Source organism: Salinibacterium xinjiangense (genome assembly GCF_014645015.1).
Classification (GTDB): Bacteria; Actinomycetota; Actinomycetes; order Actinomycetales; family Microbacteriaceae; genus Rhodoglobus; species Rhodoglobus xinjiangensis.
Map to the genome: position 1 here is coordinate 160,030 of NZ_BMLC01000003.1, position 20,395 is coordinate 180,424.

General features: G+C 63.3%; 22 protein-coding genes and 1 tRNA gene. 11 read left to right on the plus strand and 12 right to left on the minus strand.

The genetic code is table 11. The features are described 5' to 3' along the window. Positions 1–138: 138 nt before the first annotated feature. From IEW81_RS10895 to IEW81_RS10905, 3 genes are all read left to right on the plus strand, one after another. Entirely contained in the window at positions 139–414 is a 276-nt protein-coding gene (locus tag IEW81_RS10895; RefSeq protein ID WP_097061310.1) for an oligoribonuclease, read from the plus strand. 76 nt (positions 415–490) lie between these two features. Beyond that, on the plus strand, positions 491–709 hold the full coding sequence (locus IEW81_RS10900; protein ID WP_229671364.1) for a thioredoxin domain-containing protein: 219 nt from the start codon (positions 491–493) through the stop codon (positions 707–709). Positions 710–741: 32 nt separating this feature from the next. Beyond that, positions 742–817: transfer RNA gene (locus tag IEW81_RS10905), tRNA-Arg, on the plus strand. Between the two features lie 16 nt (positions 818–833). On the opposite strand, the gene IEW81_RS10910 is transcribed toward IEW81_RS10905, so the two are convergent. Next, entirely contained in the window at positions 834–2,066 is a 1,233-nt protein-coding gene (locus tag IEW81_RS10910) for a helix-turn-helix transcriptional regulator (RefSeq protein WP_097061308.1), read from the minus strand. Positions 2,067–2,222: 156 nt separating this feature from the next. Here IEW81_RS10910 and fdhA point away from each other — a divergent pair, with 156 nt between their 5' ends. Then, positions 2,223–3,443, plus strand: a complete 1,221-nt coding sequence (gene fdhA / locus IEW81_RS10915; RefSeq protein WP_097061485.1) for a formaldehyde dehydrogenase, glutathione-independent — start codon at positions 2,223–2,225, stop codon at positions 3,441–3,443. A gap of 394 nt (positions 3,444–3,837) precedes the next feature. Here fdhA and IEW81_RS10920 read toward each other — a convergent pair whose 3' ends face one another. From IEW81_RS10920 to IEW81_RS10930, 3 genes are all read right to left on the minus strand, one after another. Continuing rightward, positions 3,838–4,512, minus strand: coding sequence for a hypothetical protein (locus IEW81_RS10920; protein ID WP_097061306.1), 675 nt, complete (start codon positions 4,510–4,512; stop codon positions 3,838–3,840). Between the two features lie 64 nt (positions 4,513–4,576). Further along, a complete protein-coding gene (locus tag IEW81_RS10925; protein ID WP_097061305.1) occupies positions 4,577–4,834 on the minus strand; it encodes a hypothetical protein in 258 nt (85 codons plus the stop codon). A 76-nt stretch (positions 4,835–4,910) separates the two neighbouring features. Continuing rightward, positions 4,911–5,918 carry an aldo/keto reductase gene (locus IEW81_RS10930; protein WP_097061304.1) on the minus strand — a complete coding sequence of 336 codons (1,008 nt, stop codon included), beginning with the start codon at positions 5,916–5,918 and terminating at the stop codon, positions 4,911–4,913. A 68-nt stretch (positions 5,919–5,986) separates the two neighbouring features. Between IEW81_RS10930 and msrA the strand changes: the two genes are divergently transcribed. From msrA to IEW81_RS10960, 6 genes are all read left to right on the plus strand, one after another. Further along, on the plus strand, positions 5,987–6,514 hold the full coding sequence (gene msrA, locus IEW81_RS10935; protein ID WP_097061303.1) for a peptide-methionine (S)-S-oxide reductase MsrA: 528 nt from the start codon (positions 5,987–5,989) through the stop codon (positions 6,512–6,514). 72 nt (positions 6,515–6,586) lie between these two features. Continuing rightward, positions 6,587–6,799 carry a methyltransferase gene (locus tag IEW81_RS10940; protein WP_097061484.1) on the plus strand — a complete coding sequence of 71 codons (213 nt, stop codon included), beginning with the start codon at positions 6,587–6,589 and terminating at the stop codon, positions 6,797–6,799. A 196-nt stretch (positions 6,800–6,995) separates the two neighbouring features. Beyond that, positions 6,996–7,526 (plus strand): single-stranded DNA-binding protein, encoded by a 531-nt coding sequence (locus tag IEW81_RS10945; protein WP_097061302.1) that lies wholly within the window; start codon positions 6,996–6,998, stop codon positions 7,524–7,526. A gap of 99 nt (positions 7,527–7,625) precedes the next feature. Next, a complete protein-coding gene (locus IEW81_RS10950; protein ID WP_097061301.1) occupies positions 7,626–8,144 on the plus strand; it encodes a DUF6993 domain-containing protein in 519 nt (172 codons plus the stop codon). Between the two features lie 34 nt (positions 8,145–8,178). Beyond that, on the plus strand, positions 8,179–9,861 hold the full coding sequence (ettA, locus tag IEW81_RS10955) for an energy-dependent translational throttle protein EttA (protein WP_097061300.1): 1,683 nt from the start codon (positions 8,179–8,181) through the stop codon (positions 9,859–9,861). A 17-nt stretch (positions 9,862–9,878) separates the two neighbouring features. Continuing rightward, the gene (locus IEW81_RS10960) at positions 9,879–10,340 is read left to right on the plus strand and encodes an acyl-CoA thioesterase (RefSeq protein WP_308421904.1); all 462 of its coding nucleotides are present in this window, start codon (positions 9,879–9,881) and stop codon (positions 10,338–10,340) included. A 31-nt stretch (positions 10,341–10,371) separates the two neighbouring features. Here the strand turns inward: IEW81_RS10960 and IEW81_RS10965 are convergent, their stop codons facing one another. The 4 genes from IEW81_RS10965 to IEW81_RS10980 all read right to left on the minus strand — a co-directional run bounded on the left by IEW81_RS10965 (position 10,372) and on the right by IEW81_RS10980 (position 14,852). Beyond that, positions 10,372–11,259: a glycine betaine ABC transporter substrate-binding protein gene (locus IEW81_RS10965; RefSeq protein ID WP_097061298.1), complete on the minus strand. Its 888-nt coding sequence runs from the start codon at positions 11,257–11,259 to the stop codon at positions 10,372–10,374. 104 nt (positions 11,260–11,363) lie between these two features. Then, positions 11,364–12,314 carry an ABC transporter permease gene (locus IEW81_RS10970; RefSeq protein WP_097061297.1) on the minus strand — a complete coding sequence of 317 codons (951 nt, stop codon included), beginning with the start codon at positions 12,312–12,314 and terminating at the stop codon, positions 11,364–11,366. Further along, positions 12,311–13,609, minus strand: coding sequence for a quaternary amine ABC transporter ATP-binding protein (locus IEW81_RS10975; protein ID WP_097061296.1), 1,299 nt, complete (start codon positions 13,607–13,609; stop codon positions 12,311–12,313). The genes IEW81_RS10970 and IEW81_RS10975 overlap by 4 nt, the downstream gene beginning before the upstream one ends. A gap of 379 nt (positions 13,610–13,988) precedes the next feature. Next, positions 13,989–14,852, minus strand: a complete 864-nt coding sequence (locus IEW81_RS10980; RefSeq protein ID WP_179691881.1) for an acyl-CoA thioesterase — start codon at positions 14,850–14,852, stop codon at positions 13,989–13,991. Positions 14,853–14,873: 21 nt separating this feature from the next. Between IEW81_RS10980 and IEW81_RS10985 the strand changes: the two genes are divergently transcribed. Further along, complete coding sequence (locus IEW81_RS10985; RefSeq protein ID WP_097061295.1) at positions 14,874–15,554, plus strand: DUF8185 domain-containing protein; 681 nt, start codon at positions 14,874–14,876, stop codon at positions 15,552–15,554. Positions 15,555–15,562: 8 nt separating this feature from the next. Here the strand turns inward: IEW81_RS10985 and IEW81_RS10990 are convergent, their stop codons facing one another. From IEW81_RS10990 to pepN, 4 genes are all read right to left on the minus strand, one after another. Further along, positions 15,563–16,177 carry a DUF2510 domain-containing protein gene (locus IEW81_RS10990; RefSeq protein ID WP_097061294.1) on the minus strand — a complete coding sequence of 205 codons (615 nt, stop codon included), beginning with the start codon at positions 16,175–16,177 and terminating at the stop codon, positions 15,563–15,565. Positions 16,178–16,225: 48 nt separating this feature from the next. Next, on the minus strand, positions 16,226–16,609 hold the full coding sequence (locus IEW81_RS10995) for a globin (RefSeq protein WP_097061482.1): 384 nt from the start codon (positions 16,607–16,609) through the stop codon (positions 16,226–16,228). 56 nt (positions 16,610–16,665) lie between these two features. After that, positions 16,666–17,760, minus strand: a complete 1,095-nt coding sequence (locus tag IEW81_RS11000; protein ID WP_097061293.1) for a mechanosensitive ion channel family protein — start codon at positions 17,758–17,760, stop codon at positions 16,666–16,668. A 61-nt stretch (positions 17,761–17,821) separates the two neighbouring features. Then, positions 17,822–20,365, minus strand: a complete 2,544-nt coding sequence (gene pepN / locus IEW81_RS11005) for an aminopeptidase N (protein WP_097061292.1) — start codon at positions 20,363–20,365, stop codon at positions 17,822–17,824. Positions 20,366–20,395: the final 30 nt, after the last annotated feature.

The window sequence follows — 20,395 nt, forward strand, 5'->3', positions numbered from 1 at the left end:
ACAATCACTGCGAGCCCGATCAGCTGGGCGCGCCGGAGCCGTATCCATCGTCCTGGTGTTCAACCACGCTGTGTAGCCTCGCGATCCTGTTGTGGGAGCGCGGAGACAACCGGCAGACGGGTCTGATAAGACTGACTCATGACTGACACAGCTCCTGAGATCTCCCGCGGCGAGGAATACGTGGTGTTCTACACCGCTGGACCCTACGACGGTCGCACCGATACCCGCATCAGCACCGATGGAACCTGGGAGACTGAGATCACGGTCATCGCCGCATTCGACGGCAAGGAGACCCAGCTCGAGTACGGCGCTCCGGTCGCGAAGCGCGTCGGTGAGCAGGTGCAGGTCACATACACCTGGGACCAGAAAGACAGCGACCCCATCGAGGCCGTTGAAGAACGGTACGACGCCTAGGGATCCTGCGAAACCCCGCGACGTTCAGGTAACGATGAACCTACTTTTCTTCTCGTCGAATTTCTGCGAACCATGCATGGTGACACGCGGGGTGCTCCTCGAAGTGGCCGCCCTCGTCCCAGCGGCGCACATTGCTGAACTCGATGTGGTCCGTGACGCCGCTGAGGCTGAGAAAGCCGGTATCCGAGTCACCCCGACCGTCGTTGTGGTGGGAGATGACGGCTCAGAGGTATTCAGGGCCGAAGGGGTGCCGACGGTGAACCAGGTCCTGGTGGCGCTCGCAAAAGCTGTCTGACCCGCGACGCTGTATCGTGGGGGACGATTCCCGCCCTCGTAGCTCAGGGGATAGAGCAGGAGCCTTCTAATCTCTTGGTCGCAGGTTCGAATCCTGCCGAGGGCACCACGGGCCGCGACCACGACTAGGAAAACGGCGCTCGATGCTCGAACGCCAGCGCAACAGCCTCGGCCCGTGATCCGACCCCGAGTTTGCGGAAGACCTTCGAGACGTGGAATTTGACGGTGTTCTCGCTGATCCCCATGTTTTCGGCGATGGAGCGGTAGCGCCGCCCGGTCGCGAGATGTCCGAGCACCTCGAGTTCGCGCGGCCGCAGATCCCATGATGAATTCTCGTCGCCTCGAACGGGCGGCGGATCGAGGGGCAGGACCACTGACATCTCCGTACCCCAGCCGACAGTGGCATTCAGGCTCAATTCGCCGCTGAGCGCGAGCACCCGCTGGGCCAGGGGCTGAAGTTGTGCGCTGTCGATCGAGAGTTCGCCCGGGCCGTCATCCCGAACGCCGATCAGGAGATTCCGGCCGTCGCAGTCCCACTGCACCCGAACTTTGCCGACGGAAGGCTGGTCGACGAGAGCGAGGATCGCCCCTCGCACCACAGCCCGAGCCCCGTGTGCTACCTCGCTCGGCAGCGCCCTGCCGTCGACGGGCGGCTCGATGAACTGCACATCGATGTCGCGATACCTCACGAGCGGCCGCAGGTCGTCCCGAAGTCGCTCAAACGCCTGGCTCACCGGCTCTTCGTTGAAGGTGCGGACGCGGTCTGTTGACGTGCGCAGTTGTACGAGTGCGGCTGCGGTGAGTCGCGTCGCGGTTTGCCGTGCGGATCGGTCGTCCAGCGTTGGCGAACGCAGCACGGACACAAGCGAGTCCAGCACGGCAGAGTGGTGATCCGCGAGCTCTGCGACAGCCTTGGCGCGCACGCTCGATGCGGCTCGCGATTGGAGGAGATAGTCGGGGGATGCCTCGCTGGCACGTTGCCGCATTCGCAGTGCGACGATCTGCCATAGCTGCATCACGAGCTGCTCCGACACGATCTGCCCAGGGTCGAGAAGCACGAGCAACGCACCGGAGTCGGCGACAGCCGTGAAGGCGCGACGGGACCCTGTCCCGACCCGGATGAGCAGCACCCCCATGGCTCCCGGTTCGAGACCGGTCCGGACCCTGTCGAGTTCGGTGAAGGTGAGCAGGTCGCTGTCGGGCGCAGCGCCATGTTGCTTCACCGGGTGTTCCACGTTCTCCTCGGCAAGGATCGCGAGGGTTGAGTGGTGGATGTAACTGTTGAGCAGCCCCGAGAGGCTGGAAGCAACGTCGGGGAGGGGCGCGGCAAGCACCTGGGTGAGACTCGCGAGCAGCATTTATCCACAGTATAGGACAACAGGAGTGTCCTATCTGTTGGGGTAGTTGCACTGTTCTGATTGGTGATGGTGCGGTCCAAATGCAACACGCAGGATGGAGAGCGGTGCGCGTCGCTTTGGCGCAAGCACCACACACCGTTGTGGAAGAGGATGAACATGGCATCTAACAGGGCAGTCGCATACAAAGGGCCGGGAGAGGTCGAGGTCATCGACATCGACTACCCGTCCTTCGAGCTCAAGGATGGCCCGGGAGTCAACCCGGCGAACGTCGGGCGCAAGGTGCCCCACGGCGCGATCCTGCGCACGGTGTCGACGAATATCTGCGGGTCCGACCAGCACATGGTTCGTGGTCGCACGACGGCTCCGGTCGATCTCGTGCTCGGTCACGAGATCACGGGCGAGGTCATCGAAGTCGGCCCGGGCGTCGAGTTCATCAAGGTTGGCGACATCGTCTCCGTACCGTTCAATATCTCATGCGGTCGCTGTCGCAACTGCAAGGAAGGTAAAACCGGGATCTGCCTCAACGTCAATCCCGACCGCCCGGGAAGCGCGTACGGCTACGTCGATATGGGCGGCTGGGTCGGAGGACAGGCCGAGTACGTGCTCGTTCCCTACGCTGACTGGAACCTGCTGAAATTCCCCGACCGCGATCAGGCCCTTGAGAAAATCATGGATCTGACCATGCTCTCCGACATCTTCCCCACCGGTTTCCACGGTGCGGTCAGTGCCGGTGTGACCGTCGGTTCGACCGTCTACATCGCGGGGGCAGGCCCGGTGGGACTCGCGGCCGCTGCGGGCGCACAGCTGCTCGGAGCGGCAGTGGTGATCGTTGGTGACCTCAACGAGGAGAGGCTGGCCCAGGCCCGCAGCTTCGGATGCGAGACCATCAACGTCGGCGACGGCAATCTCGTGGACCAGCTCGATCAACTCCTCGGGGTTCCCGAGGTGGACGCTGCGGTCGATGCCGTGGGGTTCGAGGCTCGCAGCCAGGGTGGGGGCGCTCACGCCAAAGAGGCGCCCGCCACGGTTCTCAATTCGTTGATGCTCGCCACAGGAGCCGGCGGAGCGATCGGGGTCCCAGGGCTCTACGTCACCGGTGACCCCGGGGCAGTCGACGAGGCCTCACGGGTGGGATCGTTGTCACTCAGCTTCGGAACGGGCTGGGCGAAATCGCTCTCCTTCACCACGGGCCAGTGCCCGGTCATGAAGTACAACCGCCGGCTCATGATGGCGATCCTTCATGACAAGGTGCATATCGCCAAGGCTGTCAACGCGAAGGCGATAACTCTCGAGGATGCCCCGCGTGGCTATGCCGAGTTCGATGCGGGAGCAGCAACGAAGTACGTACTTAACCCCAATGGTTACCTTAACGCCTAACCGCCCAACCAGGCACAGCAACCCCTAGGGAAAACCAGCGTCGGCCCCGATCCTGGCAACAGCCCGGATCGTCAGCGCATGGACCTTCCGAGCCTTCGGCATCCAGTCGAAGGCCCGGAGGGAACATCGCAGGCCGGCCGCCGATTTTATGGTCTCGATGCCGGTGGCGGCGAGAAGGTTGTGATCTTCGCGAACGGGATGCCGCTTTCGGCAGGTGGAGTAGTCGTGGGCGATTGTGATGCCGGCAGTTGGGCCAGCAACATCAGGTGTCGTCGAAGCAGGCGCCACTGTACTCTGAAAACGTAAAGCGGCGCCCGTGCACAGGCCTTAGGGCCGTGCACGGGCGCCGCTTTGTCAGGGGTGGCCGGGTCTTACTTTCCTACTTGCCTGCGGCCTACTTGCCTGCGGCCTGCGGTAGAACTGCGGTGGCGGCGCTCGTCGAATTCGATGTGGACCCAGGCGTAGACCCAGAAGTAGACCCAGATGACGACCCAGACGCTGCAGGCTGCGACGCCGACCATTCGCGCTGTTTGGTGGCGAGCTGCTCATCGGCAGTGGGAGTTACCGGCGTCTCGTATTTCCACGCGGCAAGATCCTGGGCGAAGAGTTTTTTGGCGCGGCCCGGCTTCGATTGCCAGTTGAGGAGACCGTCCTGGAAATCGGCGAGATCCTGTTCGGCCTGGAAGCTGTAGTTGGTGGAGTTCTTCTTCATAGTGGCCAGCTGGTGCGCAGCCCAGTCAGCAGCCAGCGTCGCGCCGAGCACGGGAAGGAGTCGCACGCGGACTTCGGCCTCGCTCGACTGGTGCTCTACATGGTCTTTCTCCGGGGCCGACAGGGTGCTCCAGGTGGCAGCCCGACGACCGGCGGCGATGAGCGTGGCGACGGCCGCAGCCTTGTGCTCACGATCCTGCTGGGCGATGAGTCGCTTTATCGCGCCGCGCGCGATCAAGCCTGCCACCACCCCACCGACGACTATCGCGATGAAGGGGATGATCGCGCTCGTGATAACGGTCTGGCCGCCATCGGAGTTGAACCAACGGACAATATCATTCCACCACTGCTGCAACATGCAGGCACTGTAACCCCGCACGCATCACAGATCGCGGAAGCCTCGGGCGAGTCGCCGCAGCCGGTCAGAACCTGAAGCAATCCATCGCGTCGTCGAACTCCCAGAACTCGCCGATGGGCAAGAACCTGCGCTGGCGCTGCAGAAGGCGTTTGGCGAGGTAACGATATCCCGACGCCGTCAGGCTGCGCTCGACATAGCCGATCACATCACCGTCGGGACGAGTCACCCGCCACAGGTCATCGTGAAGCGGCACGACGGCGAGGCCGGCGCGTATTCCCGCAGGATAGATCTGGTGGGTTTCGGCGAAATCGAGCGTGGTCACGGTGTCTCCTCAAACGTAGTGGTTCGCTACATTCGAAGATACGTTCTACCAGCGACATTGTCCGCCAGCAGCGGGATCAGGTCCGGGCGCCTGTGCGATCCACCGCGAATTCATCGATGGCGGTGATCTCGTCGTCAGTGAGGTTATCGAAATCGAGAGCGGCCAGGTTGTTCTCGAGCTGGGCAACGCTGCTGGCCCCAATGAGCGCTGACGTCACCTGTGGGATGCGGAGCACCCATGACAACGCGAGCTGGGCGACGCTCTGGCCCCGAGACTGGGCAATGCTGTTCAGCCCACGCACACGACCTAAATATTCGTCTGTGATGTTCGAGGCGCCGAGGAAGGGGCTGTTTGCGGCACGGGAGTCGCTGGGGATCCCCTCAAGATAGCGATCCGTCAGAAGCCCCTGCGCAAGGGGTGAGAACACGATGCTGCCCATGCCGAGGTCGTCGAGCACGGGAAAGAGCCCGTCTTCGATGTGACGATCGAACATGTTGTAACGGGGCTGGTGGATGGTGAGCGGCACGTTATGCACGGCCAGAGCCGCTTCGGCCGCACGGGTCTGCTCCGGGCTGTAGTTGGAGACGCCCACATAGAGCGCTTTGCCGGAATACACTGCGCTCGCCAGGGCGCCCATGGTCTCCTCGATGGGGGTCCCAGGGTCAGGCCGGTGGGAGTAGAAGATGTCGAAGTAGTCGAGCCCGGTGCGCTTCAGGCTCGCATCGAGCGACGAGAGCAAGTACTTGCGCGAGCCGAGATCCTGGTACGGCCCCTCCCACATCGTGTAGCCGGCCTTCGATGAAACGATGAGCTCATCGCGATACGGCGCCAGGTCCTGCGCGAAGATCGTGCCGAAATTGCTCTCGGCTGAGCCGGGGGGAGGGCCATAGTTATTCGCGATGTCGACGTGGGTGACGCCGAGGTCGAACGCCCGACGAATAATCGCCCTCTGGGTATCGAGCGGGCGGTCGTACCCGAAGTTGTTCCAGATCCCGAGCGAGATCTTCGGGAGCTTGAGCCCGCTGCGACCCACCCTCGCATAGTCGATTGATTCATAACGGTCGTCTGCTGCAGTGAAAGGCATTCCCCCAGACTAGGGCTGCGGCAGGCTGAAAAGTGCTGTCTCCTGTGGCAAGAACGTAGGCTCAGATCATGAAAACATTCGTTCTCGCTGGTGGCTGTTTCTGGTGTCTCGACGCCGTCTACCGCACCCTTCGCGGCGTTCAGGATGTTGTCTCCGGCTACACCGGCGGGCACACCATTCATCCGGACTACGAATCGGTCTGTTCGGGAAGCACCGGTCACGCCGAGGCTGTCGCTGTGACGTTCGATCCGGTTGTGATTCCGGATGACATCATCCTCGACGTGTTCTTCAGCCTGCACGACCCGCGCCAACTGAACCGGCAGGGTGCAGACGTCGGCACTCCGTACCGCTCTGCCATGTTCTACACGGATGATGCGCAGAAGTGGAGCTTCGAGGCTGCTGTGGAGCGTGCTTCCGAATACTGGGACGGCGGTCTGGTGACGACGTTGGAGCCGCTCGGCGACTGGTACCGGGCAGAGTCGTACCACCAGGATTTCTTCGCCAGGAACCCCGGCCAGGGATACTGCATGGCTGTGGCGCGTCCCAAGGTCAACAAGGTACGGAAATCGTTCGCAACCTACGTGCTCGCTTCCTGATTGCGCTGCTCCCTGTCTTTCACGATCGGTTCGGCGTAACGTCGACACCGGACGTGCGAAAGGGGCTCAATGATGAGTGACATGACGTTGACCGGGCAGACGTGGGTGGCTTTCGGGCCGGCTGGGGCCGTGGGTTCAGTGCACCGCATCGACGGTGGCTACACCTTCAAACTTATGGCTGACCCTGGTTTCAGGGCCGCATACCCGTCTCTCGATGTGGCCAAGAGTGCGCTCTACGCGGCGCTTCTGCCCGGGGCGGAGTGGCCAGAGTTCCGCGAGCACTAGCGGGCGTCATCTCCTGCACAGTCATTGCTGGAGCGAGTTTTCCCCAAAGCGGTACGGGCCTCGTTACCGATCCTTCCGTCGGGCAAAACTGTGGGCATCGAAGCCCGGGGCGGCTTCCCGGCACGAGTGCCGACCCCGGGCTCCGATCCCGGTACGGAAGACCTTCCGTGCCGGGCCTTCTGCCTACGGAGCGAACATGACCGACAACATCACCATCACCGGCCTCGTGGCCACAAATCCGCGGAACATCGTGACCAGCGAAGGGCTCTCGATCTCGTCGTTTCGACTGGCCTCCGCACAGCGACGATTCGACCGCAATGCCGAGAGGTGGATCGACGTCGACACCAACTGGTACACGATCACCGCCTTCCGCCAGCTCGGCGACAACTGTTCGGGCTCGATCGAAAAGGGCGACCGCGTGCTCGTCACGGGACGCCTGCGGATCCGGGAGTGGGAGAACGGCGAGCGCACCGGCACGACGATCGACATCGAAGCGGATGCTATCGGCCACGACCTCTCATGGGGAACCTCGAGGTTCTCCCGAACCATCTCGACCGCCCGCGTGAATCCAGTAAGCCAGGCTCTGACCGGCGACGGTGCTGCCGCCACCGAATCGTGGTCGACTACCACGTCGATCGGCGACGGTGCTGACGGTTCGGAGGCACTGGCAGGCTCAGAAATGCTCGCCGATTCTGAGGAGACAGAGACGGCCAGCGTGCCGTTCTGAGAATCGCGCTCACGCTGCGGCCATATACTCGCCCTGATCAATTGCACGATCGCGATCGGCGATCGTTCGGGCGAATCACATCTGTGGGAGATTTCAGGAATGGTGCTCAAAAGACGGATTGCGACCGCAACCGTCGCTGGCTTCGCTCTCGCCCTGGGGCTCAGCTCCTGCGTGGGCACCACCGGATCCACGGCAGATAGCGGCCCATCCACCAGCCGACAACCAGCAACCTCCGTGCCGGGTGACGGGGCGATTCCGACGCCGGCACCGACGCCCACCAAGCAGCCCGTGCATATGGCTGGCGGGACCGCAGAGCAAAACAAGCCCATATTCGACGCCACCAACCAGCGGTATTTTATTGACGCTGGCAACGTCATCCCCGAGGGCAGGGGAGTGATCGACAATCTTGTGAGCGTGGGGTTCGACAAGAGTGCGATGCAGGTCACGCCCGACCGCACCGCCATCGACCTGCCGGTCGACTCACTCATTTTCTCCGTGCTGATCGGTGACAAATGCCTCGTGGGGCAATTCAGTGCGCTCGGATACAGCACGATCGTCGCACCGAAGCTCGCGACCGGGTCGTGCCTGATCGGCCTCACCCGCACGATCGACTGGTAGCCGTCGGCTCCATCGCGTTCCGTACACTGGAGCCATGGCCGAATTCATTTATTCCATGGTGCGCGCCCGCAAGGCGGTCGGCGACAAGCTCATCCTCGACGACGTCACCATGTCGTTCCTGCCCGGTGCGAAGATCGGGGTGGTCGGCCCCAACGGTGCCGGTAAGTCCACGATCCTCAAGATCATGGCCGGGCTCGACACCCCCAGTAATGGGGAAGCGAGGCTCAGCGCTGGGTTCAGTGTGGGCATCCTGATGCAGGAGCCGGAACTCGACGAGTCGAAGACCGTGCTCGAGAACGTACAGGACGGCGTCCGGGCGATCAAAGACAAGGTCGACCGTCACTCTGCCATCGGACTCGAGATGGCTGAGCCTGACGCAGACTTCGATGTGTTGCTCGCTGAGATGGGCACGCTGCAGGAAGAGATCGATGCAGCAGATGCCTGGGACCTCGACTCCCAGCTCGAACAGGCGATGGATGCATTGCGCACGCCCCCCGGAGACTCCAGGGTTGACAAGCTCTCCGGCGGGGAGAAGCGTCGTGTCGCGCTGACCAAACTACTGCTTCAGAAGCCCGACCTGCTGCTGCTCGATGAGCCCACCAACCACCTCGACGCCGAGAGCGTGTTGTGGCTCGAGCAGCACCTCGCCCAGTACCACGGAGCGGTCCTCGCGGTCACTCACGACAGGTACTTCCTCGATCACGTGGCTGAGTGGATCGCCGAGGTCGACCGTGGTCACCTCTACCCCTACGAGGGCAACTACTCGACCTACCTCGAGAAGAAGGGGGCCAGGCTCGAGGTCCAGGGCAAGAAAGACGCCAAGCTCGCCAAGCGGCTGTCGTCCGAACTGGAATGGGTTCGTAGCAACGCCAAAGGCCGCCAGGTGAAGTCCAAAGCTCGACTCGCGCGCTATGAAGAGATGGCCAGCGAGGCGGAGAAAACGAGGAAGCTCGATTTCGAAGAGCTGGTCATCCCGATCGGTCCCCGGCTCGGTGCCCAGGTCATCGACGCGAAGAAGCTCAAGAAGGGCTTCGGTGAGCGCGTGCTCATCGACAACCTGAGCTTCACGCTTCCCCGCAACGGAATCGTCGGCGTCATCGGCCCGAACGGCGTCGGAAAGACCACCATGTTCAAGACGATCACCGGTCTCGAGCCCCTCGATGGTGGAGACCTGAAAATCGGTGAAACCGTCGACATCTCCTACGTCGATCAGGACCGCGGCGGTATCGACCCGAACAAGACGCTGTGGGAGGTCGTCTCCGACGGCCAGGATTACATCCAGGTCGGCAGGACCGAGATCCCGTCGCGAGGCTACGTGTCGCAATTCGGTTTCAAGGGACCCGACCAGCAGAAGAAGGCTGGCGTGCTCTCCGGTGGCGAACGAAACCGGTTGAACCTCGCACTGACGCTCAAGCAGGGCGGAAACCTGCTGCTGCTCGATGAACCGACCAATGACCTGGATGTGGAGACCCTCGGCTCGCTCGAGAATGCGCTGCTCGAGTTTCCCGGTTGCGCTGTGGTCATCACTCACGACAGGTGGTTCCTCGACAGGATCGCCACCCACATCCTCGCTTATGAGGGAACCGCCGATGACCCGTCCAACTGGTATTGGTTCGAGGGCAACTTCGAATCGTACGAGGAGAACAAGATCGAACGTCTCGGTCCGGATGCGGCCAAGCCGCACCGCAGCGCTTACCGCAAGCTCACCAGGGACTGACCATCGCCAGGGTCACCGTGCCGGTCGCCCTTCGGTGGGGCGACATGGACGCTTACGGGCACGTCAATAACGTCGAGATCCTGCGCCTCATCGAAGAAGCACGGGTGCGGGTCATCTGGCGTGCCGATGTCCCGGGGGAGAACCTGCCGACGGCGATGCTCGACCCCGGCGTCGGGGATGTGCTGACGGTCGTGGCGAGGCTGGAAACCGAATATCTGGCGCAGATGCCGTACTCGAGGGCTTCTGTTGACGTCGAAGTATGGTTCGGAGCTATCGGCGGCGCAAGTTTCGACATGTGCTACGAGGTGTACTCGCCCGCACGAATCGAGCCGCGGGTGTTGTTCGCGCGGGCGGTGGTGACGATGGTGACGGTGACGGCAGCCGATGGGCGACCCACCCGGCTGCCTGAATCCTGCCGCGCCGCGTGGGCCGACTACACCGAGGATCCCGTGACGTTCACGAGGCGATCCCGCGCGTAGCGGCCACACGAGGCGGCTTCGACGGCAGTGCCTAGGAGGTCAGGCCGTCGACGTACTCCTGGTTGTCGGTAATCCACTTCTCGATGATGGGCTCGAAATCGGTTCCGTCGTATTCGTTGTACATGACGTTTTCGAGCGAGTAGAGCAGCTCTGAGCTCATCGTGAAGTCTGAGAGCCAGGCAGCGACCTCGGGGCTGTCGCCCTCGAAACCATCACGAGCAAGCGTGTGAAGTGACTCCTTGTCGCCGAGCGTTCCCTCGGGGTCTGCGAGATCCTTGAGGGGGAACGCGTCATATGCCCAGTGTGGGCGCCACAGGGTCACAGCGATGTTCTCGCCAGCGGCCAGGGCGGCTTTGAGCTCACCGAGCATCGCGGGAGTCGACGACGTCTGGAAGTCGAACGAGTCGAGTCCGTAGGTCGGGATCGTCTCGTCGCTGACGGCCTCGGTCAGTCCTGCGCCCGGCTCGATGCCGACGATGCGGTTGTCGAAGAGATCGCCCTCCGCGGCGAGTTCCTCGAGAGAGTCGATCGGGGCATCCTCGTTCACCGCGACGGTCAGCACGGCCTCGTCGTTCCAGGCACCGAGGTCGCTGATGGTGTCGCCGTACTCGTCGAGGAGGGTCTTATGGGTGGTGGGGAGCCAGCCGTCGAGGGTGACGTCGTAGTCTCCGGTGCTGAGCGCCGAGAAGACGGGCAGCACATCGGCGTATTCGAGCTCGACGTTATAGCCCTTTTCCTCGAGAATGGTCTTCCAGAGGATCGAGACCGCTTCGCCCTCGGGCCAGCCGTTGAACACACCGATCGTGAGGTCCTTGTTGCCAGCGCCGCTGGCGTTATCGCCTGACGGGGTGGCGCAGGCCGTGAGTGCGAGGAGAGCGCTTGCTCCGATGGCGGTTGCCATCCTGAGATTCTTCTTCATACGGGTGTCATCCTGTTCTGCCCGCAATGCTGCGCGGGCGGCGTTGACTTGAGTGTCATGCGAATGGTGCTGCATGATTCACGAGTGCCGTTGGCACACGAGAACTAGTGGCGCGCTGGGATACCCAACGCTGCGGGGGCGGCGGCGGCCGTGGCATCCGGAGTCGACGACGTCGTATCGGTGCGAGAGCGCAGTTTCATGGAGTTGACGAGGAAACCGATGAACCCGGTTCCCGACCCGAACGATGCCGTGAGCCGGTCGAGGAAGATGGCGAGCACGACGACCGAGAGCCCCGCTTCGAAGCCGAGGGCGACGTCACCGCGACTGAGGCTCCGGATGACCGGCTGGCCGAGCCCGTTGGCCCCGACCATCGACGCGATGACGACCATCGAGAGCGACAGCATGATGACCTGGTTGATGCCGGCCATGATCGACGGCATGGCCAGGGGCAGCTGGATCTGGCGCAGGATGCGCATGGGTGAGGCTCCGAAGGCCTGGCCGGCTTCGACGATCTCGGAATCCACGCCTCGGATGCCGAGCTCGGTGAGCCGGACTCCCGGGGCTACGGCGAAGACGACGGTGGCAACGATTCCGGGAACGTCGCCGATCCTGAACAGGATGAGTGCCGGAATCAGGTACACGAATGCGGGCATTGTCTGGAGGAAGTCGAGAATCGGTTTGAGGATCGTCGACACGGTGCGATTGCGTGCCGCGAGAATACCGAGCGGCACGCTGATCGACACCGCCACCAGAGCAGCCACCAGCACGAGGGCGAGGGTATCCATCGCATTCTCCCACTGGTCGACGCCCAGAATGATGCCGAAGCCGACAACGGTACCGACCGCGAAGATCCAGCCGCGTGCCGCATATGCGATCGCTGCGAAGATCAGGATCATGACCCAGAACGGCGGTGAGGTCAGGAGCACATTGACGCTGTCATGAGCGCCGCTGATGACGAACCGGATGGCGTCGAAGAACCAGCCGAAGGTTTCTGTGATGTAGTCGATGCCACCTTCGACCCACTGGCCGAGGGGGAGGCGGAAGAAGTCGGTCATCGGTTTCCTCCTGCAGCCGTCATTGACTCATCGGCGACGCGCAGCGCAGCGGTGATCGCTGCGGGTTCGACGGTAGGTGGTGGATCGAGCACCGGTGTCTCCGCGGTGTCCGTACTCACGTTGCCGAGGGCAGCGAGCAGCGTGACCCGGGGGATCACACCCACGAGCCGCTGCCGCTCATCCACCACAGCCAGGGGAAGAGTGCTTTCGACCGAGGGAAGGAAGAGGTCAGAGAGGAACGTGGCCGAATCGACGGCCGAGTAGTCATCGGTGATGATCGACCCGAGGTCGGGGTTACCGCTGCGCACGAGCTTCATGGCTTGGCCGTCACGGACGACGCCCAGCAGTTTGCGGTCACGCCCGAGCACGAACGCGGCAGAGGTCTGCAGGTCGCGCATCGTTTTGAGCGCGGCTCGCGGGCCAGCCGTCGAGTGCACGGTGGAGCGCGCGGGCTCCATGACGCTCGCGGCGGTGAGAACGCGGGCGCGATCCACATCCTGCACGAACTGCTCGACATAGTCGTTGGCGGGATCGGTCAGGATCTCTTCGGGAGTGCCGACCTGCACGATGCGACCGTCGCGCATGACGGCGATGCGGTCACCGATGAACATGGCCTCGTTGAGGTCATGGGTGATGAAGATGATCGTCTTGCCGAGATCGTGCTGCAGTTCGAGCAGCTGCTGCTGCATCTCGCGACGGATGAGGGGGTCAAGGGCACTGAACGCTTCATCCATGAGCAGCACATCGGTGTCTGCGGTGAGGGCGCGGGCCAGGCCGACGCGCTGCTGCATCCCGCCGGAGAGCTCGGATGGCATACGCTCGCCCCAGCCGCTGAGACCGACAAGCTCGATGGTGCGATTGGCGCGCTCCAGACGCTCGGCACGAGGAACACCCTGTACCTCGAGCGCATAGGCCGCATTCTCGAGCACTGTGCGATGTGGGAAAAGGGCGAAGTGCTGGAAGACCATGGAGATGCTCTTGCGACGCACGGCCCTGAGTTGCTTCGCGGAGATGCCCGTCGCGGTCTGGCCGTTGACGGTCACGGTGCCGGCCGTCGAATCCAGGAGGCCGTTGAGCATGCGGATGAGCGTCGATTTTCCTGAGCCGGACAGGCCCATGACGACGAAGATTTCACCCTTCTTCACTTCGAAGCTGGCGTCGATGACCGCAGCCGTGCCGAGGTCGGCGATCTCTGTTCGGGAGGAACCATCGCGCAGTCTCTGCACGGCTTCCTGTGGGCGGCGGCCGAAGACCTTATAGAGGTTTCTGGCGCTGACGGCGATGTTGTCGGTCACGTTCTCCTGGAGGCACGCGCACAGCGCTGCTTCTTCGGTTGACGGTCCGGGTCGGGCACACAATGTCAGTGGCTGACTGCAATGGCAATCTTCGGCGGTGGAATCGTCACGGGGCGATTCGACGTGTACCGACCATACGACCACGGTTGCACTGGGCTTCCGGGTCGCGGCCTGCGGGATGATTCAAGCCTGCGGCAGATCGGATGATCCGCCCTGCATGGCTCCCTCAACATTAGCTGGGTTTGCGTGTCGCAACAACCAATCGCCATCCACGCAGGCCGTTCGCCGGCGTTCCCGGGCCCAAAATCTCACCAACGACGGGGATCCTGAGGCCCATAGCTGTTATTGATCCGTTAGGCGACACCATGGTCTCGCGTGCTTACGGCACCCGAACCATAATCTCCTGGGCGACGCTCGCCAGGAGCATTCCCGAGCGGGAGTAGATGCGACCCTGGGCCAGTCCACGCCCTCCCACGGCGTTGGGAGACTCCTGGACGTAGAGGTTCCACTCGTCGGCGCGACCGAACCTGTGGAGCCACATCGCGTGGTCGAGACTGGCAACCTTGAGTCCCGGTGTAACCCATGGCAGGCCGTGACGCCTGATGACGGATTCCTGGATGGTGAAGTCGCTCGCGAACACGAGGGCGGCGCGGTGGAGGTTCTCGTCGTCGGGCATCGCCGAAACCGTCTTGAGCCACACGGCCTGGTGCGCGACGTTCCGACCTTCGACGGCCAGGTAGATCGGTGTGGGAACATGACGGATGTCGAAGGGCCGCTCATACGCCCATGCCTTCGCGATGGGGTGGTCGAAGTCTTTGAGGATCTCTGCGGCGGTCGGCAGAGACTCGGGGTCGGGGATGTCGTCGGGCATGTTGGCCTGGTGATCGAGACCGGCATCCGGATCCTGGAACGAGGCGATCATCGACAGGATCGGCATACCGTCCTGGTAGGCCTGCGTGCGTCTGGTCGAGAACGACCTTCCGTCGTGGATGCGATCGACGGAGAAGGTGATCGGCAGGTCGAGACTGCCGGGGCGCAGGAAGTATCCGTGCATGGAGTGTGCCGCGCGCTCTGCGGGGAGGGTGCGCTGGGCCGCCACCAGCGACTGGGCGAGCACCTGGCCACCGAATACCCGCCCGTGGGGCTGCCATTGGCTGTGGCCGGTGAAGATGTCTTCGCTCGTTCGCGCACCGGTGTCGGTCAAATCCAGTGCGGAGAGAAGTCCGGCCAGTGGGTCGCTCATGCCCTGTAGTTTAGAAGACCTATGAGCAACACCTTCACCCTCACCGACTCCCTGGCGCTGGGGGACCTGCACGTGTTTCTCGGTCGAGCCATGCGAGTCGACGACGGTTCTGTGCGCCTGATTGCCGGCTCCGGAGTGCTCGCTGTATACGTGTCTGTGCTGCATCCTGCCGGGCTTCTCGATGAGAGCCCGACGGTGCTCGGGCTTCGCACGTTCGCCATTGCGCCGGATGACATATTCGATGTCGTTGTGCCCGTGCGCTCGCTGCTGATGCGCGTGGAAGGGAAGCTCGAGGCCGCGAATGCCAGCCCAGACGAGCGCATCACGATCTCACTGCCGATGCAGGTCAACACGGTGACCTGGGCGGCGATTTCACCGCCGCGTGGCGGTTGGATCACCCTGGAGTCGACCGATAGTGCGAGGCTCGAGGCGGCCGCGCGAGCCGGCATCGACGAGATTGCGCAGGCGATTCCCACAGGCACGGGGGAGCAGATCGTGCAGCGGGTTCGCACCGAGGTGTGGGGCCGCTCGATCGACGAGCTCGATTTCGTGCCGACCGGTGCTGCGTTCGCGGCACTCAGCCTGGGTTTCCTCGGCGAGAACGAGCCGGTGTCGATCTATGAGACCGGCCCCTGGACGCGATTGACCACCCGGGGTGGGCACGTACTGGTCAAGCGCCGCGCCTGGAGTCTCACGCGCTGATCCGGCACTCAGGATGACGTGAACGTCGACAGTTGCTGGAAAATCTGCGAGAACACCAGGCCCATCCAGACGACTGACACGACCAATGACACTGCGTACATGGCAATAGCGGCCCACATCGGCGCAATTCCCCGGCCCGTGCGGCGGCGCACGATGACGGAGCGGCCGATGGCATAGGCCGGAGACGACAGGAACGTCCAGGCCCAGTGGAACGGGCGCGGCACTCCTCGTTCGATGAGCGCCTTCCGGTCGAGGAAGGCGAAGAGGGCGCAAAGGCCATACGTCAGAAAGCCAGTCAGAACCAGGGCCAGGTACCCGGGGGAGGTGAGCATCTCGAGCTGGGCCATGCTCGTCGAATTCGGGTCGGTGGAAGCGAGGCCGGTGAACATCCCGCTGGTGTCCACGGTGAACAGCAGGGGGAGCGTGAGGTACGGCAGGAAGACAATCAGCCAGATCCAGGGCGTGTAAACCCTCGTGTTGTTGGGAGCGAGGGCCGCTGCAGAGGCTGTCGGATCGTACGGCTGTTGCCGATGGTCGGTCCATTGCGAGCCGTCCCACCACCGTGACGCGGCGGGTTCTGCGGGATCCGGATACCAGCCTGCTGGGGTCGCGGGGATGGTCATCATTCAGCTCACTTTCGGATGGGGTACTCGCGCAGGGGCATCGAAGCGTTACTCGTCGAAGGTGTTCACCATCGACTGCGCGGCGCGGTCGAGGTAGGACCACAGCGTCGCGTCGTGCAGGGGCGACAGCTCGAGGGTGTCGAGCGCGGCCCGCATGTGCGTGAGCCAGCGATCGCGGGCATCCGGATTCACTCTGAAGGGAACGTGGCGCATGCGCAGTCGCGGATGACCTCGTTCGTCACTGTATGCCGTCGGACCACCCCAGTACTGCTCCAGAAACCCTGTGAGCCGCTGGATTGCCCCTTCGAGGTCGGGTTGCTCCGGATACATCGGCAGCAGCACCTCGTCGGTGGCGATCCCGTCGTAGAACGCGCGCACGAGCTTCTCGAAGGTCGGTCGTCCGCCGACCTGCTCCCAGAAATTCCCCTGCACCGATTCGCCTCCGGAGCTCGCCCGCAAGCGGATCGGAGTCGGTTGGGCGTTGTCGCTCACGGTTGCGCTCCGGGTGCTGTGGTCTTCGGTGTGGACCGAGATGCTGTGGTCTTCGGTGTGAACCGAGCGGTCGGGGCCGCACCATCCTGTTCCTGCACCTGTTCCTGCACCGCGACAGGCTTGGTTTTCGGCGGCTGCGCTCCGTTCACGCTTGCCGCGTTCTCGGCTCCGGAGAGCACCATCGTGTTCAGCGAGGGCAGGCGCACGCCCATCTCGTCGAGCGAGGTTTTGAGCCTCGCGCGCAACTCACGAGCCACATCGTCTTTCGATGCCGATGCGGTTTTCACGACGATGCGCAGCACGACAGCCTCCGCGGAGATGGATTCGATGCCCCAGATCTCGGGCTTTTCCAGGATGCGCGATGTCCACTTCGAGCTGGTGGCCATCGTCGTCGCGGTCTGCAGGATCCGATCCTGCACGGCATCGACATCGGTCTCGTATGGCACGGCAAGGTCGATGATGACCCTGGCCCAACCCTGCGACTTGTTGCCGACGCGCAGGATCTCGCCGTTGCGCACGAACCACAGTGTTCCGTTGACGTCGCGCACCTGGGTGATGCGGATCCCGACCCCCTCGACCACGCCGGTCGCCGGCCCGAGGTCTACGACGTCGCCGACGCCCAGCTGGTCTTCGGCGACCATGAACAGCCCGCTCAACACATCCTTGACGATGTTCTGTGCGCCGAAACCGAGCCCGGCACCGAGCGCAGCGGTGATCAGGGCGAAGGCCGACGTCGCGCCGGGGAAGATTTTGTTGAACAGCACGAGGACGGCCATGATCACGATGACGGTCGTCACAAGGTTGCTGAGTACGCTGCCGAGTGTGCGGGTGCGCTGCACAACGCGGACAGCCGCCAGCGGCGACATCAGGAGAGCCTGGGTGTCGTCGAAGTTCTGTCGCCTCTTCGCCCCGTTGATGATGCGGCGCACGACTCGGCGAATGGCGAACAACAAGGCCCAGCGCAGGATGATGGCCCCGACAATCACAAACAGGACCGTGAAGAGGTGCCAGCTAGCGTCGAACGCGAGAAGGTTTTGAACGAGAACGTTCCAGGGAGCGGCGGTCGCGGGCGGTTCAGTCGTCTGGTGCATAGCCATCCAAGTTTAGCGACGGCGGCTGTGCCCACTCTGGAGCGGCACAGCCACCGGTCGACTATTCGGCTGCGTCTCGCTTCTGCGCCTCGATCGCCCGCTCAACACCCGCGAGGTTCTCGATGAGCATTCGACGCAGCGCCGGGATGCCAGGGTTGGCCGTGAGCCAGGCTTTCGTGGCATCCACCAGGCCGGCGGAGGCCAGCGGAGCGGGATACAGCCCCATGATGATGTATTCGGCGATCTTGTACGAGCGGTTCTCCCAGATGTCGTTGATCGCCGCGAAGTACGGCCCAACGAGGGATTCGAGTGAGGCGGGATCGTTGACGTGCTGGTAGCCCATCGTCGCCATGCGCACGATGGCGTTCGGCAGGCTGTCGCTGGTCACGAGGGAATCGAATGCAGCGCGCTTTCCCTCGACCGTGGGAATGGTGGCACGAGCCCGAGCGGCAGCCTGTGCCCCGTTGGACGTGTTGTCTTCCGCCAGTGCAGCGTCGATCGCCGCGTCACCCGCAGCGCCGTTGAGCACGAGGCCCTCGAGGATCTCCCACCGCAGGTCGGTGTCGATCTCGAGACCATCGAGTGTGAGCGAGCCGTCGAGCAACCCGGCCAGCGTCGTTGCATGCTCACCAGTGGATGCCACGTTCGCGAAGAACTTCACGAACTGGAACTGTGAATCAGACGCAGATTCGGCCGTGAGCGCCAGCGCCCACAACGCGTCCCCCACCGTCTGCAGGGTGGCGACCCGAGTCGAGGGGGTCACATAGAGCCGTGCCACGCTCACCACCTGGTTCAGCGTGGTGCGGATCGTGGTGGACTCCGTCTCGCTGCCGATGTTATTCAGCACGAGGTGCACGTAGTCGCTCGCGGCGGTCTCGGCGTCGCGAGCCGCGTCCCACGCTGCTCCCCACACGATGGACCGGGCCAGCGGGTCGCTGATGTCGGCGAGGTGCTCCATCGCGACCGCGAGCGACGCGTGATCCAGCCGGATCTTCGCGTAGGCGAGGTCTTCGTCGTTGACGAGCACGAGGTCGGGGCGGCCGAGCCCGACAAGCGCCGCGACATCCGTCCGCTCACCGTCGACATCGATCTCGATGCGGTGGTCGCGCGTGAGCTTGCCACCGTTGAGGTTGTAGAAGCCGATCGCGAGCCGGTGCGGGCGGATCGTCGGGTAGTCGGCAGCGGCCTCCTGCAGCACGGCGAACGAGGTGATCGTGCCATCGTCGGTCGTCGTGATCTGCGGACGCAGGGTGTTCACGCCGGCAGTTTCCAGCCAGAGTTTCGTCCACTCGCTGAGGTCACGGCCGCTGGTGGCCTCGAGTTCGACCATGAGGTCGCTGAGTTCGGTATTGCCGAACTCGTGCTTGGCGAAGTAGTTGCTCACGCCCAGCATGAACTCCTGAAGCCCGACCCAGGCGACCAGCTGCTTGATGACCGAACCACCCTTGGCGTAGGTGATGCCGTCGAAGTTGACCTGCACGTCTTCGAGGTCGTTGATCGTCGCGACGACCGGATGCGTGGATGGCAGCTGGTCCTGCTTGTACGCCCAGCTCTTCTCCATCGCCTGGAACGTCGTCCAGGCCTCGGTCCATTCCGTAGCCTCGGCCGTCGCGAGGGTCGATGCCCACTCCGCGAAGCTCTCATTGAGCCACAGGTCGTTCCACCACTTCATCGTGACGAGGTCGCCGAACCACATGTGCGCCAGCTCGTGGAGGATCGTGACGACCCGGCGTTCCTTGATGGCATCCGTCACCTTGGAGCGGAAGATGTAGGTCTCGGTGAAGGTGACGGCACCCGCGTTCTCCATGGCGCCGGCGTTGAACTCAGGAACGAAGAGCTGGTCGTATTTCTCGAAGGGGTACGGGTAGTTGAAGTGCTTCTCGTAGAACTCGAAGCCCTGCTTCGTCTTCTCGAAGATGTAGTCGGAGTCGAGGTATTGACTCAGCGACTTGCGGGCGAAGATCCCGAGGGGGATGACCCTGCCACTGCTCGAGGTGAGTTCGTCATGCACCGAGACGTATGGCCCTGCAACGACAGCGGTGACGTAGCTGGACAGGATTCCCGTGGGAGGGAATGCCCAGGTCGCGGAGTCGCCCTCGGCGACTGGCTCGGGAGTGGGGGAGTTGCTGACGACCACCCAGCTGGCCGGGGCCGTCACGGTGAACTGGAAGGTGGCCTTGAGGTCGGGCTGCTCGAACACGGCGAAGACGCGGCGGCTGTCTGGTACCTCGAACTGCGAGTAGAGATAGACCTCCTGGTCGACGGGGTCGACGAAGCGGTGCAGCCCCTCCCCGGTGTTGGTGTACGCGGCATCCGCGACGACATCCAGCACATTCTCGGCCTTCAGGTCATCGAGCTGGATGCGCACGCCATCGCTCACGGCGGTCGGGTCGAGCACGATGCCGTTGAGCGTCACCGAGTGCACGGTCGTCGTGATCGCATCGATGAACGTGGATGCGCCAGCTTTCGCCGCGAAGGTGACCCGGGTCGTGCTGCTGAAGGTTTCCGGGCTCGAGGTGAGGTCGAGCGAGATCTCGTAGCTCGACACTGATACGAGAGCTTTGCGCTCCTGTGCTTCGATTCGGGTGAGATTGTCTCCAGGCACTGGCGCTCCTTGTGGTTCGGGTGCGGCTCG

What these genes read in the sequence shown, in the direction of transcription:
- IEW81_RS10895 (WP_097061310.1), top strand. Translation starts at nt 139, where the DNA reads ATGACTGACACAGCTCCTGAGATCTCCCGCGGCGAGGAATACGTGGTG.
- IEW81_RS10900 (WP_229671364.1), top strand. Translation starts at nt 491, where the DNA reads ATGGTGACACGCGGGGTGCTCCTCGAAGTGGCCGCCCTCGTCCCAGCG.
- IEW81_RS10910 (WP_097061308.1), bottom strand. Translation starts at nt 2,066, where the DNA reads ATGCTGCTCGCGAGTCTCACCCAGGTGCTTGCCGCGCCCCTCCCCGAC.
- fdhA (WP_097061485.1), top strand. Translation starts at nt 2,223, where the DNA reads ATGGCATCTAACAGGGCAGTCGCATACAAAGGGCCGGGAGAGGTCGAG.
- IEW81_RS10920 (WP_097061306.1), bottom strand. Translation starts at nt 4,512, where the DNA reads ATGTTGCAGCAGTGGTGGAATGATATTGTCCGTTGGTTCAACTCCGAT.
- IEW81_RS10930 (WP_097061304.1), bottom strand. Translation starts at nt 5,918, where the DNA reads ATGCCTTTCACTGCAGCAGACGACCGTTATGAATCAATCGACTATGCG.
- msrA (WP_097061303.1), top strand. Translation starts at nt 5,987, where the DNA reads ATGAAAACATTCGTTCTCGCTGGTGGCTGTTTCTGGTGTCTCGACGCC.
- IEW81_RS10940 (WP_097061484.1), top strand. Translation starts at nt 6,587, where the DNA reads ATGAGTGACATGACGTTGACCGGGCAGACGTGGGTGGCTTTCGGGCCG.
- IEW81_RS10945 (WP_097061302.1), top strand. Translation starts at nt 6,996, where the DNA reads ATGACCGACAACATCACCATCACCGGCCTCGTGGCCACAAATCCGCGG.
- IEW81_RS10950 (WP_097061301.1), top strand. Translation starts at nt 7,626, where the DNA reads ATGGTGCTCAAAAGACGGATTGCGACCGCAACCGTCGCTGGCTTCGCT.
- ettA (WP_097061300.1), top strand. Translation starts at nt 8,179, where the DNA reads ATGGCCGAATTCATTTATTCCATGGTGCGCGCCCGCAAGGCGGTCGGC.
- IEW81_RS10965 (WP_097061298.1), bottom strand. Translation starts at nt 11,259, where the DNA reads ATGAAGAAGAATCTCAGGATGGCAACCGCCATCGGAGCAAGCGCTCTC.
- IEW81_RS10970 (WP_097061297.1), bottom strand. Translation starts at nt 12,314, where the DNA reads ATGACCGACTTCTTCCGCCTCCCCCTCGGCCAGTGGGTCGAAGGTGGC.
- IEW81_RS10980 (WP_179691881.1), bottom strand. Translation starts at nt 14,852, where the DNA reads ATGAGCGACCCACTGGCCGGACTTCTCTCCGCACTGGATTTGACCGAC.
- IEW81_RS10985 (WP_097061295.1), top strand. Translation starts at nt 14,874, where the DNA reads ATGAGCAACACCTTCACCCTCACCGACTCCCTGGCGCTGGGGGACCTG.
- IEW81_RS10990 (WP_097061294.1), bottom strand. Translation starts at nt 16,177, where the DNA reads ATGACCATCCCCGCGACCCCAGCAGGCTGGTATCCGGATCCCGCAGAA.
- IEW81_RS11000 (WP_097061293.1), bottom strand. Translation starts at nt 17,760, where the DNA reads ATGCACCAGACGACTGAACCGCCCGCGACCGCCGCTCCCTGGAACGTT.